General features: G+C 26.1%; 14 protein-coding genes and 2 CRISPR repeat arrays (1 of these 16 only partly in view). Of the genes, 2 read left to right on the top strand and 12 right to left on the bottom strand.

Going from position 1 to position 17,150, the window contains the following annotated elements:
- Nucleotides 1–2,649: direct repeats of the CRISPR family, unit length 33 nt; unit sequence ATTTACATTCCAATTTCTGGTTAGATTATATAT (it extends 1,541 nt beyond the left edge of the window).
- 167 nt (nucleotides 2,650–2,816) lie between these two features.
- The 10 genes from cas2 to EDD60_RS01375 all read right to left on the bottom strand — a co-directional run bounded on the left by cas2 (nucleotide 2,817) and on the right by EDD60_RS01375 (nucleotide 12,278).
- Nucleotides 2,817–3,095: a CRISPR-associated endonuclease Cas2 gene (gene cas2, locus EDD60_RS01420; protein ID WP_066451322.1), complete on the bottom strand. Its 279-nt coding sequence runs from the start codon at nucleotides 3,093–3,095 to the stop codon at nucleotides 2,817–2,819.
- Between the two features lies 1 nt (nucleotide 3,096).
- Complete coding sequence (cas1b, locus tag EDD60_RS01415) at nucleotides 3,097–4,089, bottom strand: type I-B CRISPR-associated endonuclease Cas1b (protein ID WP_132226129.1); 993 nt, start codon at nucleotides 4,087–4,089, stop codon at nucleotides 3,097–3,099.
- 3 nt (nucleotides 4,090–4,092) lie between these two features.
- Nucleotides 4,093–4,578, bottom strand: coding sequence for a CRISPR-associated protein Cas4 (locus tag EDD60_RS01410; RefSeq protein ID WP_066451323.1), 486 nt, complete (start codon nucleotides 4,576–4,578; stop codon nucleotides 4,093–4,095).
- A gap of 14 nt (nucleotides 4,579–4,592) precedes the next feature.
- A complete protein-coding gene (locus EDD60_RS01405) occupies nucleotides 4,593–6,761 on the bottom strand; it encodes a CRISPR-associated helicase/endonuclease Cas3 (RefSeq protein WP_066451325.1) in 2,169 nt (722 codons plus the stop codon).
- A gap of 43 nt (nucleotides 6,762–6,804) precedes the next feature.
- On the bottom strand, nucleotides 6,805–7,521 hold the full coding sequence (cas5, locus tag EDD60_RS01400) for a CRISPR-associated protein Cas5 (protein ID WP_066451328.1): 717 nt from the start codon (nucleotides 7,519–7,521) through the stop codon (nucleotides 6,805–6,807).
- Nucleotides 7,514–8,383: a type I-B CRISPR-associated protein Cas7/Cst2/DevR gene (gene cas7i, locus EDD60_RS01395; RefSeq protein ID WP_066451330.1), complete on the bottom strand. Its 870-nt coding sequence runs from the start codon at nucleotides 8,381–8,383 to the stop codon at nucleotides 7,514–7,516. Before cas7i ends, cas5 begins: the two co-directional genes overlap by 8 nt.
- Complete coding sequence (locus tag EDD60_RS01390; RefSeq protein WP_132226128.1) at nucleotides 8,376–10,067, bottom strand: Cas8a1 family CRISPR/Cas system-associated protein; 1,692 nt, start codon at nucleotides 10,065–10,067, stop codon at nucleotides 8,376–8,378. The genes cas7i and EDD60_RS01390 overlap by 8 nt, the downstream gene beginning before the upstream one ends.
- Before the next feature lie 15 nt (nucleotides 10,068–10,082).
- The gene (locus tag EDD60_RS01385) at nucleotides 10,083–10,799 is read right to left on the bottom strand and encodes a CRISPR-associated endoribonuclease Cas6 (RefSeq protein ID WP_066451342.1); all 717 of its coding nucleotides are present in this window, start codon (nucleotides 10,797–10,799) and stop codon (nucleotides 10,083–10,085) included.
- 311 nt (nucleotides 10,800–11,110) lie between these two features.
- Entirely contained in the window at nucleotides 11,111–11,974 is an 864-nt protein-coding gene (locus EDD60_RS01380) for a PIN domain-containing protein (protein ID WP_066451343.1), read from the bottom strand.
- Nucleotides 11,964–12,278, bottom strand: coding sequence for an HIRAN domain-containing protein (locus EDD60_RS01375; protein ID WP_066451344.1), 315 nt, complete (start codon nucleotides 12,276–12,278; stop codon nucleotides 11,964–11,966). Before EDD60_RS01375 ends, EDD60_RS01380 begins: the two co-directional genes overlap by 11 nt.
- Before the next feature lie 116 nt (nucleotides 12,279–12,394).
- Here EDD60_RS01375 and EDD60_RS01370 point away from each other — a divergent pair, with 116 nt between their 5' ends.
- Both EDD60_RS01370 and EDD60_RS01365 read left to right on the top strand, forming a co-directional pair.
- Nucleotides 12,395–13,402 carry a WYL domain-containing transcriptional regulator gene (locus EDD60_RS01370; protein WP_066451345.1) on the top strand — a complete coding sequence of 336 codons (1,008 nt, stop codon included), beginning with the start codon at nucleotides 12,395–12,397 and terminating at the stop codon, nucleotides 13,400–13,402.
- A complete protein-coding gene (locus EDD60_RS01365; protein WP_066451346.1) occupies nucleotides 13,389–13,805 on the top strand; it encodes a hypothetical protein in 417 nt (138 codons plus the stop codon). The genes EDD60_RS01370 and EDD60_RS01365 overlap by 14 nt, the downstream gene beginning before the upstream one ends.
- Here EDD60_RS01365 and EDD60_RS01360 read toward each other — a convergent pair.
- Nucleotides 13,787–14,077 carry a cell division protein SepF gene (locus EDD60_RS01360; protein ID WP_066451351.1) on the bottom strand — a complete coding sequence of 97 codons (291 nt, stop codon included), beginning with the start codon at nucleotides 14,075–14,077 and terminating at the stop codon, nucleotides 13,787–13,789. The genes EDD60_RS01365 and EDD60_RS01360 overlap by 19 nt on opposite strands.
- A 249-nt stretch (nucleotides 14,078–14,326) precedes the next feature.
- A CRISPR array of direct repeats spans nucleotides 14,327–16,037; the repeat unit is 31 nt; unit sequence ATTCATAATCTAACCATATTGGAATGTAAAT.
- Between the two features lie 127 nt (nucleotides 16,038–16,164).
- Nucleotides 16,165–17,115: a trigger factor gene (gene tig, locus EDD60_RS01355; protein WP_066451353.1), complete on the bottom strand. Its 951-nt coding sequence runs from the start codon at nucleotides 17,113–17,115 to the stop codon at nucleotides 16,165–16,167.
- Nucleotides 17,116–17,150: the final 35 nt, after the last annotated feature.

Here is a 17,150-nt window from a genome sequence, read left to right as displayed (position 1 = left end):
CTGGTTAGATTATATATGGTGTAAAGCCGCAGGAGTAAGAGCAATTAAGACAAATTTACATTCCAATTTCTGGTTAGATTATATATCTAGATGTTCAATGTTTATTTTAGATTTAATCTCGTATTTACATTCCAATTTCTGGTTAGATTATATATAAATGAGTCTATGCTTCTGTCTCCAATTAACAACTTTATTTACATTCCAATTTCTGGTTAGATTATATATAAGAGATAACATGCTGATGAATAGTGATTTTAAGAGATTTACATTCCAATTTCTGGTTAGATTATATATTTTGGATGGTGTTTCTTTGTATTTTGAGGAAATTCCTGATTTACATTCCAATTTCTGGTTAGATTATATATCGAAAATGAAAATGGCTATAGAGTTGTGCCAACATTATTTACATTCCAATTTCTGGTTAGATTATATATCTCATCACCCATCGGATCATTAACGAGGTCATCTTCATTTACATTCCAATTTCTGGTTAGATTATATATGCAAGGTGTTTTAGACAATAGAAGCACTTGGAATTCATTTACATTCCAATTTCTGGTTAGATTATATATGAAAACATTTAATGGTGAAGGTTCAGAAAAAGAATACATTTACATTCCAATTTCTGGTTAGATTATATATTTCAATTCCTTTCGTTAATGTCAAAAGAATACTATCATTTACATTCCAATTTCTGGTTAGATTATATATCTCATTGTATTTTACTGTTTCTATTGTCAATCAAGAATTTACATTCCAATTTCTGGTTAGATTATATATTAATGATGATTTTTCTAAATTTAATAATTCTGAATAATTTACATTCCAATTTCTGGTTAGATTATATATGAAGATTAAAAGAGAAATATTATTGCTGTTGTTAGCATTTACATTCCAATTTCTGGTTAGATTATATATTTTGTACTATGAATATAATCATCAATTAGTTCATAATTTACATTCCAATTTCTGGTTAGATTATATATCGAAGCGTCTGTCTTTTAAGCGCTCGGGGAGGAGTATTTACATTCCAATTTCTGGTTAGATTATATATCGAAAAATACGAGTATGGGAATACATGTCTTGCTTTCATTTACATTCCAATTTCTGGTTAGATTATATATGAGAATAAGAGACTTAAATCTAATAACTATCGTGAGAATTTACATTCCAATTTCTGGTTAGATTATATATTATAATCAATTTTTATTACCTCCCCCATTACTTTCTATATTTACATTCCAATTTCTGGTTAGATTATATATCGCACCCCTTTTCTGCGCTAGTGCTCTACTATTTGTAATTTACATTCCAATTTCTGGTTAGATTATATATTTAAACATTATTAACAGTTAAATAGCAAGTATTCATAATTTACATTCCAATTTCTGGTTAGATTATATATTGAAATTGTTCCTTCGACTTCTGATAAGGCTGAAGAATTTACATTCCAATTTCTGGTTAGATTATATATTGATGGTAAGATAGATATTCAAGAAGGTAATGCAGTAATTTACATTCCAATTTCTGGTTAGATTATATATTTTATATTATGGCTAAATTATTTGTTATTTGCGGACAATTTACATTCCAATTTCTGGTTAGATTATATATAACAAGTTCTATATTATTATCTTTATAGACAAAACTATTTACATTCCAATTTCTGGTTAGATTATATATTGTCTTAGTATATCTGACGTTCCTGGTATCTCTGTGATTTACATTCCAATTTCTGGTTAGATTATATATGCATTAATCAGATTGCGCACCGTATTAGAACGATTCTTTACATTCCAATTTCTGGTTAGATTATATATTTGCGATTTTCTTTTGTGTGTCATTCTTTTATTTATTCTTTACATTCCAATTTCTGGTTAGATTATATATCTAACCTCGAAATTATAATAACTTATAAACGATACGTTTACATTCCAATTTCTGGTTAGATTATATATGTAAAGACTCTTGGTGGTCGTTTGACGCGTCTTAAAGTTTACATTCCAATTTCTGGTTAGATTATATATTTTAGGTCAATTAGGAATAAAAATATTACATTTGGGTTTACATTCCAATTTCTGGTTAGATTATATATATGTTGGTATAACTATAAGAATGTTACGCGTCTTTTGTTTACATTCCAATTTCTGGTTAGATTATATATTGAACTTGTTGAGCATAGTGGTGGTGGTTTTAATGAGTTTACATTCCAATTTCTGGTTAGATTATATATCTTTCCTAAGGCTGTTAGGCAGGCTCTTACATTAAATGTTTACATTCCAATTTCTGGTTAGATTATATATTTTTGTTTAACTTTGATGGTGTAAAGAGTTATGAGCGTTTACATTCCAATTTCTGGTTAGATTATATATTGTTAAGACTCTTGCTAGTCGCTATACTCGCATTAAAGTTTACATTCCAATTTCTGGTTAGATTATATATCCATGACTTGGCTTGCTACTGAGTTTCGTAAGAAATAGTTTACATTCCAATTTCTGGTTAGATTATATATTTATGATTGGTGTTAGTTTAATTCCTCGAATTGTAGTTTACATTCCAATTTCTGGTTAGATTATATATTTTGTTTATTGGAACGATTATTGTTGGTTCTATTATGTTTACATTCCAATTTCTGGTTAGATTATATATCCGTTAAATATCAAAATTATTGATAAGAAACAATTACATTATAACATTCTATTCCAACAGTATCCATATTTTAATGATAAAAACAAAATATATTTTTTATTTATAGAAATATATCCTGTCGAACTCCAATATTTTTTACATAATGGAGTTCGACTATTTTTAATTTCTTACAAAAACTGATCATCTTCGTCTTGCTTTCTAGTTATAAACTCCTTTTTCATCCATACATTGCTTCTTCCGGAAAATACTAAACATGAATCAACATCTTTTTCTAAATATTTTTTTAATTCAAAAGTTAATGCAGCATATTGTGCTCTATCCAATTCACCCTCAAATACTGAATTTTGTATATGTCTTAAGTATTTTTTACACGTTTTAAATACAAATCTCTGCCTTTTAGAATAATTACCCTCTTGCTTAATATCATATACTACTATTAGATACATATTACCACCATATTTTAAATCCTTCATAATTTTTTTCATTTATTATATGTTTAATTAATTTATATAATTCTAATCTGATAAGATGTTTATAAGATACATCTCTATTTAAATCTTTATGTTTGATTGTTCTAGACAAAGTCTCTTCTAAAGCTTTCATCACTTTTTTTATTGATGATTCTTTCATCCTATAATATCCTCCATCATCAGTATAGAAATCATTTTCTGTAATCATATTTTTATTCAATAAAGAAAATATTGTTCTATCAACTATTAATGGTTTAAATACCTCTGAAACATCTAAACATAATGAAAACCTTTTGTCAGACGGTTCGTGCAAATAGCTAATTGTAGGATTTAATTGAGTTTTATATATTTCAGACAATGTTTTTGTATAAATAATTGAATTCATAAAAGAAATAAGTGTATTAATTAAATTATCTGGCGGTCTTTTTACACGTTTCTCAAATTCTATTTTCTGATTGATGATGATAGGCCATGCACTATAATATAACTTTCTTATATTCCCTTCAACGCCCATTAACTGTTTAATGTCATATGTTAAATATATTTGTTTTCTTAATTCTTCAATCTCATCTATATAGCTAGTTAAATCTTTTTCTCGATTATTATAATATTTTAAATTTCTTAATATATTATAACTTGCTGCTTCAATAAATTGTTGTGCTATAAACATACGTTCTTCATAATTTTGATATTTCTCTACTTGGTTAATTAATAATTTTCCTGAAACTAATGTTTCTTTTGGATAATATGAACCTATATAAAAATCATAATAATTATAAAAATGAATACTAATTTTCTTTTGAGATAGAAATGATAGCAAAGTGGTATTGATAGTTAAAGTTGCAAAAACATATATATCATAAACTCTTTCAATTGGAATATACTTTTTACCTTCAGAATTTATTAAAATAAGTGAATCGTCTTTTCTATGTAGTTCACCACTTGTAAAAATATAATATGACTGTTGCATTTGTCAAATATAGCACAATTCAAAATATGCGCATTTTTTACAGATTTTTTTATTAATAATCTCTGGTGGACTTTGTTGACTACATATTTCACTTATTCTATTTAATTGTCTTTCGATATTCTTTACATCATCATCCTCAAAATTAATTTTTTCTTTAACATTTTCTTTTGGTATAAGTAATTCTCCACTTGCTTTTATTCCTTTTTTCTTTAACAAATATAAATAATACTTCAATTGATGAATAGCCATTTGTTTTTGTGAAGAACTTTTCTTAACTTCACATATAACATTCTGTCGTACTATATCAATACAAACCAAATCATCTAGATACAAATGTTTTTTATCTCTTTTATAACTTTCTTCATCAATAATCTTCCCCATACTTACATATTCACTTTCTTGTTCCATAACTATATCTTTTGAATAAAGCCACAACTTTCTATCACATAAATAACTATATGAATACATTGTCCCAGATATTTCTTTCAAGATTATCATACCTCCTAAACAAACTGTTCATCATCTTGTTTTTTATCAATAATCAGACCTTGTCCTTGTAAAAGAAATTCATCAAAATCATATAAACAATGTGTTAAATATATCTGTGCTCCTTCAACAAAACTTTGATGATCTATATATTCATATTTATAAATTGGTTTATACAAATTATAGTTTATACAATATTCATCCAAAGCAAATACTAACTTATTCTTATTCTTTCCTTCTTTTAATTCATCTACTATTTGCATAATCTCATCTAAATGTTTATTTAAAATAATATCAGGTATCAATTTAACACTATGAATATCTCTAAATTTATCATTTGCATCTTTAGAATCATATTCCATAGGACGAGTTCCCTTCAAATTTTCGAGTTTTTTTCTATATCTATTATAATAATTAAGTTCCTTAATTCCTTTAATATCATAAACTTCATCAATACATTTTAATTTTTCTTCTTCTAAGAATATCTGATGATTATACTTCCTTATGGCTTGCAGAGATTCTTTAAATATTTCAGGATCATATACACCTCCAATTCCATCTCGTTTAGTATAAATATAAATATTTGTTTCATGACTATCGTTTCTTCTATTTCTATATATTCTTCCCATACGTTGAATAAGACTATCTACTGAAGACATATATGTATATAACACATCAAAATCAATATCTAAACTTGCTTCCACAATTTGTGTTGAGATACAAATTCCATTTTCATTACCATTTGAAAAATTGATAACTTTTCTTTCAATAAGTTCTCTATCTTTCTTTAAAAAACGAGAATGAAGAAGATAAACATTGGTTTTATTATCCTGAAACATCTGATATATTTCTTGAGCTTTTGCAACTGTATTACAGATAATAAGAACCTTTTTATGTTTTGATACTTCTTTAATTTTTTCTACATCTTCTTTTAAATCTTTATCAATTATTTCTATTTTATGTCTATCTGGTATGTCATGTTGAAATGATTGAAATTGAACATGACATTCTTTTAAATCTTCTAGTACAAATTTTGGTAAGGTTGCTGTGATAATAGCAAATTTACCTCCAATCTTATGAATTAATTGAAGTCCATAAATAATTGTCGCTAGTAACTCAGGAGAATATGATTGTAATTCATCAACAATAACTTTACTATAACGCATTGTTGCTAAAATATGTTCAGTTCCTAATGTTTTATATGCAAATTTAAAAATCTGATCAATTGTACAAACTGTTAAAGGATAAGATAAATTCTTAGCAATTTGATAGTTTATCAATTTATCATGTTCAGCTTGTTCAATTTCATCTAAGTATATATTTTTTTCATCTTCATAAAAACGAAAACAATCACTATGCAATATAGCAACATTACTTAAGTAAAATTCTTTAATTCGTTCAAAGATACTATTCGCTGATACTTTCATAGGTAGTGTAAAAAAACCTTTTTCATCATTTAACCATAGCAAAGCCCCTTCAGTCTTTCCGCCTCCAGTACTAGCAATTAAAGCAACATTATCATTACGGTGTTCTTTCATAAACTGTTGAAGAGGTTTTAACGAATGAAAACGCTCTACTATTTTATTATTGATTGATTCCTCACCTTTTACTTCTATTGGAATTTCCTCATCAATGCTTGCACTAGCACACCAATCACATTTATTAAGAATACCTTTTACAATCACATATTGATACCAGAAATCATTATCCATAAAAGGTTTCTTGTAATGATTATAAATTTCTTGTAAGTTCTCTAATTCTAATTCAATTTCTTTTCCATAATATTGATTTATATTTTTTTGGAAATAATTTTTAGCAAATTTCTCGATTTTTTCATTTTCTTGATCATTCCGTTTATGATGATAAAAAATAGCATTTAAAACTATTTCAAAACATTCTTTATTATTTAGTATTTTTATCATATTTTCATAATTTAACAATAAAATACTTAGATAACCATGAGGTATTTCTTCATTATTTTTATTTATTTTTCCTTGTAATTTTTCTTGAAAAATTTGATTAATTTTGCCTATATCATGGTAATGACATGCTATTTTAATCATTTTAATTTCATCATTACTAAAATATAATCTCATTGTTTCCAATAAATCATCATATTTCTTTTCTACCATTTGAGTATGTTCATCCAATGTCATAAGTGGATGAGATTTTGCATAAAAAGTCATCTTATCTTCTCCTTTAAAAAGGGTTTGGCTATATAGCCAAACCCTAAGCTAAAAATACTGTATATTCGTCTTGATCACAAACAATAGGTTTAGTTATTTTTCTTATTCGATGTTTTTTATAAATTAACTTTACTTTGATTTTATCTTTCCAAATTCTCTTCCCATTCTTTTTAATTATATATTTTTTTGGCAAAAAATATTGTGTAGTATTTGCATCAAAGAACTCAATATTATTCATAAAACTTATAGGGACGTATTGTTCCAACTTAATAGTAGCTTTATTAACTTCTTGTAGCTCTACAATTTCTATTTGTTCAATATTTAACAAATCTTCATGTCTTCCTAAAGACAAATAATACTTTGGATATTTTAATCCATGATAAATAATTTCAAATTCATCTTCTTTAGGGATAATATGAATGACCAGTTCTAATTGTGAAATCAATTCAGTATGAGCGATACCCTTTGTGATCCCGTATTTTTGATTTTCATATTCAAACCATATATTGTGTCTTCCATCTTCATATTTTGTATTTTGATTAAAAGCATAACGTGTATATAAATCAGAAACATGTGATCCTATCTTTCCTTGAATACTAATTTGCATATCATGATATTCATGAAAATCACACGCCTTATGAATCATCCCTATAACTGTTGAATAAGGTGGTAAAGGATATGTCTCTTTAATAAGCAATGATGTTGGTTTTTTAAAATTCACCAACTCCTGTTTACATTTAATTCGTATAGCTTTATTCATAATATTCTTTCATATCAGAAATTATAGATTCAAAAGTTTCTCCTACACCATTTGCTTTTAATTCTGATTCAAGTATGTCTTCATTAGAAAAAACACCTTTAACCAAACCAACTTTCACATAATTCGCATCTTCACCCATCATTGTGATAATACTTTTGAGAGAATCAACATTTAAAATACCATCATTCATAATCAATGCATTAGAGAAGAAAGGATTTTTTCGATTGAATACACCTCCCACCACAAATAATGGTGATAAATTTTCTCTTCTTCCTTTTATATCCCTGTATAAAAACATAATCGTTCTTAAAAGTTGTTCCACTCTTGAAGCTTTCTCTTCATTTGGTAGAGAAATCATTTCATCTTCGCCAACACGATCTAAATCAATAGTTACTGTATAAGCATACAATGATTTATGAATTTCACTTTGAGCAATAGCATTATCAAACCCATTACGTTTAGCCAATCCCATATTTGTTAAAAAATCCAAATCAGAATTAAAACTTTCTAAAGAGGTTGCATTACTAAGTCTCACAACTGCTGAACGTGTTGAAGCACCTCCTGCTGCATCATCCTTTTTAGAAACTGTCTTCATATATCCAAATAAATCCACTTCTGGATATTTTTCAATTGATGCATCAGCCGCAAATTGTACTACCCCTGACTCATTAGACACAGGTGTATTGTCCCAACCTAATTGTTGAATAATATTATATCTCAAGGCTTGTCTTGAAATATATGTATATTGGTTCTTATCTCCTCTTGAGTATTTCTTTAAAACTGTTAAATTTCCTATTCCTTCACCAAAATTTGCACTTTCTGCTGCAAAAATCATTGAAATTGTTAATCCATTTCTATTCATCTGCTATATCCTCCTGTTCTTTTTTTGAATCATAGAATGCACCTTTTAAACCAAGTAAAAATGCATATGCAATTTCTTCTCCATTTTCATTAGATATAATAGAAGAAACCGTTTGAGGGATTGGAGCCCCTAATGTAGTATATAAACGTATAATAATATCTAAAAACCTTTTCTTATTATTTACACGTAATGCATTTGTTAATTGGTAGACTGTTCCTCTAAAACTTTCATCAACATTATCTCCTTTTTTGAGTTGAGATAGTTTATTTCTTAAATCATTACCATCTCTTGTTGCAAAATATACGTAGTTCATATTCTTACCTCCATTCGTTAAATACTGAATTTCTAAAACTTTTCTAGCATAAACAATCAAATAATAATCATTAGAATTTTCTAGATTTCGCTTAATTAATAAATCAATCAAATCATAAAAGTTCCTTTTGCTTAAAAATCTTATTAAAACTTCTTTAAATAAACTCAAATATTCATCCTTCATCTTAATAACATTAACAGTTGCAAAATATTCTAAATTTTTTTTGATTCTTTTATGATTTAAAGTCTTAATTAAATATCCATCTAAAATATCAAATTCATATCTTATTTCACCATTATCTAGTGTTTTCCTTGTAATAACCTGAATATTACGATTAATATTATCTTTTGTTGAATATAGAATAGCATTTTCAATATATTGATAAATCTTATAATATTTTCCCTCTAGTTTAGAGTTTTCTTTAACTTCATCTTCATTATTCTTTCCACCATACGAATTTGAATTACATAATTTTTGAATACTACTATTATCATTAAAGAATAGAAAATCATTATGATATTTGATAAATCCTAATGGTGTTAAAGCATATAAAAATGTACATATTGGACATAAATTCATATCAACATTGAAGTTATATAATGCTGATCTTTTTCTCACAAGATCATCAGCAAAATCATTCATAAATGATATAGAAACACCTGTCTTGTTATTAATTGGATTACCACAATCAACACATTGGTCTTTCATTTTACTTTTATCTAATTTTAAATATTCTTTCAAAGGAGCAACAAAATCATTTTCAAAACATTCTTTCATATCCTTTTTAGCATTATTTCTAAGTAAAAAACTTCTATTCCAAAATTTATTTATATACTTATAAATGATATTTTTAAAACACAGTGTTTCATTTACTAATGGACTACTTAAAAACATTTGAAGTTGTTTTAATTGATTAAGTAACTCATTATCAATTGGTTGATTTTTAAATGACTTATTTATAACATCATAATAAATTTGAATATCTTCTACTTTGCCTTTAATAGTATCTATTCCTGTTTTAAAACTAGCAGAAGCAAGTTTTTCAGAAATAAAAACAATATCTTCTTTAACAACTTTTTCAAAGCTTGGATCACTTATTTTATCTTTATTATTAAGCATGTTCTTAATTTTTTGATTAATTCTATAAATAGTTGTATCTTTTTCAAAACGTTCAATCATACAGTTAAAATATAATTGAGTCAAATCAGCATTTAGTAAATAGTCCTTCTTAATGATCAATTTGTTTCCTTCAACGAAATACTCCTGTCCTTCTATTGCTGCATCATCACTTTTTAATAAAGTCATCATTCCAACAATACCACTATTTTTCAAATAATCATTCGTTAAAATTGTTATGTAATCATCTTGCATAAACTCGCCTCCTTTCTAACCTATAATCTTAAATTTTCCTGCACCAATTGACCTGCGACTTCCTATTCCAGTCTGTAATAAAACAGATATAAATAATGGATCAGCAGTTATTTTAAAGAAACCCAATGAAGCATTTGCTTTATGCTTGTACAAATTCATCACTGTCTTTTTTGCTTTTAAAGGAACAATATGAATTTTTGGATTGTTAAAACCTAATGAAATTAACATTTGTTCAGTGACTAAATTAAGAACTTCTTCGAATTTATCATCATTCAAAGTTAAATATTCTTCCAAACCATCATGGATATATCTAACAACTAAAGGACTTTCCATTTTAATAATAACATCTTTTTCATCTGGCATTTTCAATGGCAATAAAGATATTCTTTTTAATTCCATCGAATTTCTATTCATCGAATATTTTTGATTTGATTTTTTTTGTTTTAAAAAAGCATTGTATAACTCTAACAGTTCTGAAAAATTATAATCAGTTAATTCAACCGAAAAAGAATTATTGGCTAGAAAAATAAATCCGTTTTGAAATTTTAAAGAATGCATTTTTGTACAAAAAGTATATGATTTTATTATTCGATGGTCATCTTCATACAATTTCTTGTATAAATCTTCATTGTACATTTCCAATGAATGTTTCATATAACTAACAAATACTCTATTAATATCATCAGGAATAACATTGTTTTCTAAAATAAAATCTAATTTCATATTATACATTAGTTTTTCCTCCTTTCTTCACTTTAAGTATAGCGCTTACATTTTGTCTTATCATAGCGCTTACATTTTGTCTTATCAATATTATTATAAATAATGTATAAGGTGTATATTAATTATAAATAACATATAAGGATAATATTTTATTTGATTAAATAAGTTGTACAATTATATTCTCTTTTGTGATATAATAATAAAAGGGATCTTCCATTTTGGAATGTAAATTATACTTTATTTATAATTTCTTCATAATCTTACCGAATATCGGAATTAATGTTGATACTTTCACTTTTAAATTGAAAGTATCTTTTATTTTAATTAATAAACGATTGGAATAATTGTTCTCCTTCTTTAATACCAAAGTGATTTATTAAACATTCTTGTAATGGTTTGTTTTTTAAATACGCTTCTTCAATATAAGGATGGATATTCAATTTCTTCGCTTTTCTTAGCAATTCATTGGAATAATATTTTTCATATTTCTGTTTTGTTTCTTGAACAAGTGTGTTGAAATCATATTTTGCCTCTTGTAGTGTTTGATATCTTTTTTTAACATTTCCTGAATAATATAATGAAAAGCACTGATCATAAATATCATATTCAATAAATATCTTAATATTTGAAATAGATTCAGTGAATTGGTCAAAAATAAATATTTTCTTTTGCTTTTTTGTTAAAACCCTTTTCAAGCCAAACATTGAGTGATGTTGTGAAATAAGTTTTAATGTTTTTTCATCTAATTGAGAAAGTATTTTTGCAACATGAGTATCTATATGAAAATAACAAGCAACTGGTAAAGCATATCTTTCTATTTGCCTATTATATTCACTTTTGATAAATTCAATTGCAACATCATAACCTTTATCTTTAGAAATAATAACTATTTTTTGCTTCTTTGAGATATGTTTAATAATTTGTGCTAATTTAGAAACTATGCAAAAATCCATAGCATTCTTAGAAGAATGCTTTTTTATCAAATGACATATATCTACTATTTCTACCTGATTTTGAAAATCACTTATATTCTGTTTTAACTTTTCGATAACAAAAGAATCACTAACAAACAAGTATATATATGTATGCTTAGGTAATTTCAATGGTATTTGATAACCTACATTTTCACAATCTATAAGTAAAATCTCTTTAAATTTTCGCATTTTCATTCTTTCAATAATCATGAAAATCTTCTCCATCTTTTTGTATAACCAAAACAGCAGCATCCTTAAATATAACAAGAATTCTTGCTTTAGCTTCATTGCCTATTTTATCATATAGTCTACCTGCAGAATATGTTCCTTTCGCTACAGTGAATGTACTATTAGCAATATATCCAACTTGCATCGTATCATTTACATATACAGCAATTGCCTCTTTATCATATTTATTTGTTGGTTCCTTTTTTAAAATTACATCTTGATTTGCTTCTAATTCTTTACAATCAATAAAATGCGATATTCCTGTCATTGTTACCATTATTTGCATATTATTCACCTCTTCAATGTGATTATAAACTATAATGTAAATTTATATATGCTAATATAAGCATATATTATTGACTTTAATGCAGTAATCTCTTAGTATGAAATCAGGTGATATAAATGAAAAGAAATAAAGATAGTAATTCTTATATAAAATTCATTGCTGTAATAGATATAATCATAAAAAACAGTGATGAAAAACACAGCATGACAGTTAAAGATATTCAAGATAAATTATATGAACTCCAATATGATTTTCATATAGATTATCGTCTCATCAAAAAATATGTTCAATATTATAATGAATATTATGAAGATACTATTATCGAATCATATAGAGAAGGTAGAAATGATTATTATTATTTTGTTAATCCTTCTTTAGATACAATGGAAGCAAAAGCAATTGTTGATCTTGTATATAGTTCTAACTTTTTCACACTAAAAACTAAAGAAAATTATAAAAAGAGAATTCAAAATATGTTTAGCATTCATTATCAAGCATATTTTAATAAAAAGTTGAATTTACATGTTGTCAAAAATGAAAATGATCAAGTATTTTACAAAGAATTAGAAGTCATTGCACAAGCTATTCAGCAAAAGAAAAAAATTCGTTTTTCCTATCAAAAACCTTCTCTTAAAGTTAACTACTCTTCAAAAAGAGTTGAATTAGCCCCAATAGATACTTGCTTTTCAAATAATGAATATTATTTATTATGTCAAGGAGCAAGAAATTCAAATGATTGTTTGTTATACAGATTAGATTATATTAGAGATGTCGAAATTATTGAAGATTCTTTCTTTTTCTTTGACGAATATAATCTTCAATGTTTCCATGAAAAGCTTAAAAATATTACATATATGTATAGTGCAGGAGAATTAGAAACAATAGAACTTGATTTTCATGAATCGATTTATCCAAATATCATTGATAAATTTGGAAAAGATATTCATCCTTATCAAGTCAATGAAAATATATATAGAGTACAAGTTAAACATATAATTAATAATACATTTTATTCGTGGATTATTGGATTTGGTGGAATAATACAAATATCTGGTAACGCAGAACAGATTAATAGATTTAAAAAATACTTACTGGATAATTTTATAGAAAATGACAATCAATAATATAATTGAAGATATAAAAAAATTAGAAATAAAAATGAAAAGTAATAAGGAATTTCTTCAAGAAAATCCTTTTGCTTTTCATACATTTATTGAATTATTGTATTATTTTATAAATAATAAATATCCTAATAAGAAAGATTCATATATTTATAAAAAAGCACATATTAATGCCAAATTATTTTCAAAGCTAAGAAATCCACAATATCATCCTTCCAAAAAAACTATTATTGCTTTAGGTCTAGCTTTAGAGCTAAGTATCGACGAATTTGAGCTTCTTCTAAATAGTGCTGGTTATTCTTTAGCATTAAATAATCAGTTTGATATCGTAATTATTTACTGTATTCAAAATAAAATTTATAATTTATTTCTAGTAAATGAGATTCTTTATGAAATAGATTTATAACATATATTCTTTGGTACAAACAAATGTATATTTTTAGTTAAAATCACATGTTCTACATCTAATACAAAAGAAATTCCATCAATAAAATCTAATGTTCTTATTAAGTGTTTTTCTTCTATATTACATATTACGATATCGTTTTGTTTAATATCTTCGCCTACCTTTTCTAAAATATTATAATCATTGATTTCGTATTTTTTTACAGTAACTAAATATTTTTCATCTTCATCAAATTCTTCATTATCAAGTAACCATTTTTTTAATTTATCCATTTTTATTCTTCCTTTCAATAATACATTATACTTGTTAAAAGAAAAAAATGTTCTCTTCTAAAGCGAATTAAAACGTATATCTATAAACATATCTGTCGATTTCAATTATGTAAAAATCATCAGAGATTGACACAACTCATTTACAAAATTTATAAAATTAATTTTATATAAATACAAAAGGCGTAGATTATACAACTATCTTATGCTATAATTTAATTGTTATTAAGAGCAATTACTTTGATTTCACGGATTCATAATCTAACCATATTGGAATGTAAATTTCTTTTGAAACTCCGGCAAGATAAGATACTTAATATTCATAATCTAACCATATTGGAATGTAAATAAAGAAAACATTTAGATCAACACTCCTTTCTTTATAAATTCATAATCTAACCATATTGGAATGTAAATAATTGAAATCAGTACAAGTAATACTAATGCACTAAATTCATAATCTAACCATATTGGAATGTAAATAGCGAAATGAACACCACTCCAAAAAACAACAGAACCATTCATAATCTAACCATATTGGAATGTAAATAAAAGATGGTTCTATTGAATTGAAAATTTATGATAGATTCATAATCTAACCATATTGGAATGTAAATTTGGATGGTTCTAATTTTTCTTTTATTACATCCTACAATTCATAATCTAACCATATTGGAATGTAAATTTTTCTTTACAAGTAGAAATAACATAATTAGCAGTATCATTCATAATCTAACCATATTGGAATGTAAATTTACCATGCCTATTTAATGTAAGAGCCTGTCTAACAATTCATAATCTAACCATATTGGAATGTAAATGAAAAAGGCTCTTTTATATCAGGAATATGAATAACAATTCATAATCTAACCATATTGGAATGTAAATCAGGGTAGCGGAAAGACTTTATCTGCTGTTAATTATGATTCATAATCTAACCATATTGGAATGTAAATTTGAGAGAGCAGTTTTCTGTTGTTTGCAAGTGTAATATTCATAATCTAACCATATTGGAATGTAAATATAGAAACCGCCAGCATTAGAAGAACTATTCCAGCATTCATAATCTAACCATATTGGAATGTAAATTGGTTTTGTTTTATATGTTTTTATTGCAAGAAAATGATTCATAATCTAACCATATTGGAATGTAAATCCATTACTTTCAATTGGACTAGTTCCACGCAAAAGATTCATAATCTAACCATATTGGAATGTAAATTTGATTAGGAGTCATCGCTCCTCTATCAACCATTGCATTCATAATCTAACCATATTGGAATGTAAATTGCAAATTAAGAAACAAGAAATTGCGAATTGATGGTATTCATAATCTAACCATATTGGAATGTAAATATGTTTGACATGTATGATACGGATATATTTTATGAATTCATAATCTAACCATATTGGATTGTAAATGTAATTGCATTGTATGTGTCCATGTAATTCATTTTCTATTCATAATCTAACCATATTGGAATGTAAATTGCAAAAGAACCAATTAAACCAGGCATTTCATCAGAAATTCATAATCTAACCATATTGGAATGTAAATTACGATAAAGTTGTGTGCGACATAAATGGCATGTTCATTCATAATCTAACCATATTGGAATGTAAATTCATGATGAAATCTAGACTTCCACGCTAATTCTTTAATTCATAATCTAACCATATTGGAATGTAAATTTATCACAAAGAACTCTAAACCAATCATAACGGTTTTATTCATAATCTAACCATATTGGAATGTAAATGCTAATAATAGCAAGTACTAATTTTAATTACAAGTAATTCATAATCTAACCATATTGGAATGTAAATGGTTCAGGGACATCGTTTAGTGCTAAAGCAGAAGCAACATTCATAATCTAACCGTATTGGAATGCAAATTAATCATACTGAATAATCCCTTAACAACTCCACCAAATTCATAATCTAATCATATTGGAATGCAAATAACCATATACCATCCTTATTAGATTCTCCAGCAATCGATATGTAGTCTAAGCTAATTTAAAAAAAGAAAAAAGATATAACTATACTTTACCTCTAAAGTAATTATATCTTTTAATTTTGAAATTTAATTATCCATTAATTTGAGCACTTTGAATAACCAATTGACTTGCTTTTACACGATTATAATCATGTCTTAATGCTTCTTTATTAATTTGTTCTAAAACTTGCTCAACTGTCATTTGATTTTGATTAGCAATAGCTTCAATTTGTTGATCAAGTTCTTCATCAGATGTTGTTAAGTTTTCAACTTTCACAATTTCATCAATAATAGCTTCAAATTTTGCTTGTTGTTTTGCAGCAGGTTCTAATTGTTGACGTAACATATCTTCATTAGCACCTGTCATTTGTAAATATTGTTCCAAAGTCATACCTTGTCTAGCTAATTCATTACGAAGATGATTCATATGTTCATTCATTGCTTTTTCTACATCTTCATCACCAACTTCAACATCACTATCATCTAATAATTTTTCAAAAATAGCATTTTCAACACTTGTTCTATATGTTTGATCATGTTGAGATTGAATATAAGCTTCCATTTGTTTATGTAAATCTTCAACAGTTTGCATGTTTGGTAAATTTAATGAAGCAACAAACTCGTCATTTAATTCTGACTCTTGCTTATTTTCAATTTTATGTAATTTAACTTTAAAAACAACATCAGCTCCAGCTAAATCTTGCATTCCATAATCTTCAGGGAAAGTTAAATTTAAATCTCTTGTTTCACCTTTCTTCATTCCAATCATTTGATCTTCAAATCCTGGAATAAACTGACCTGATCCAATTTCTAATTGATGTCCTTCTGCTTTACCACCATCAAAAGCAACACCATCTTTGAATCCTTCAAAATCAATTGTTGTGATATCACCATGTGCAACTTCTCCATCTTTTTCTACTAATGTTGGATTTTGCGCAACTAAAGCTTGAACTTGTTGTTCAACTTCTTCTTTTGTAGCTATATGTTTTTCTACATTGACTTCAATACCTTTGTATTGTCCTAATTTGTTTACTTTACTCATTATTCGTTTCCTTTCAATTTAACATAGGCATATTG

The organism is Longibaculum muris (assembly GCF_004343035.1).
Taxonomy (GTDB): domain Bacteria; phylum Bacillota_I; class Bacilli_A; order Erysipelotrichales; family Coprobacillaceae; genus Longibaculum; species Longibaculum muris.
The sequence above is the reverse complement of the archived record's forward strand: the minus strand, read 5'-3'. Positions and strand labels throughout refer to the sequence as shown.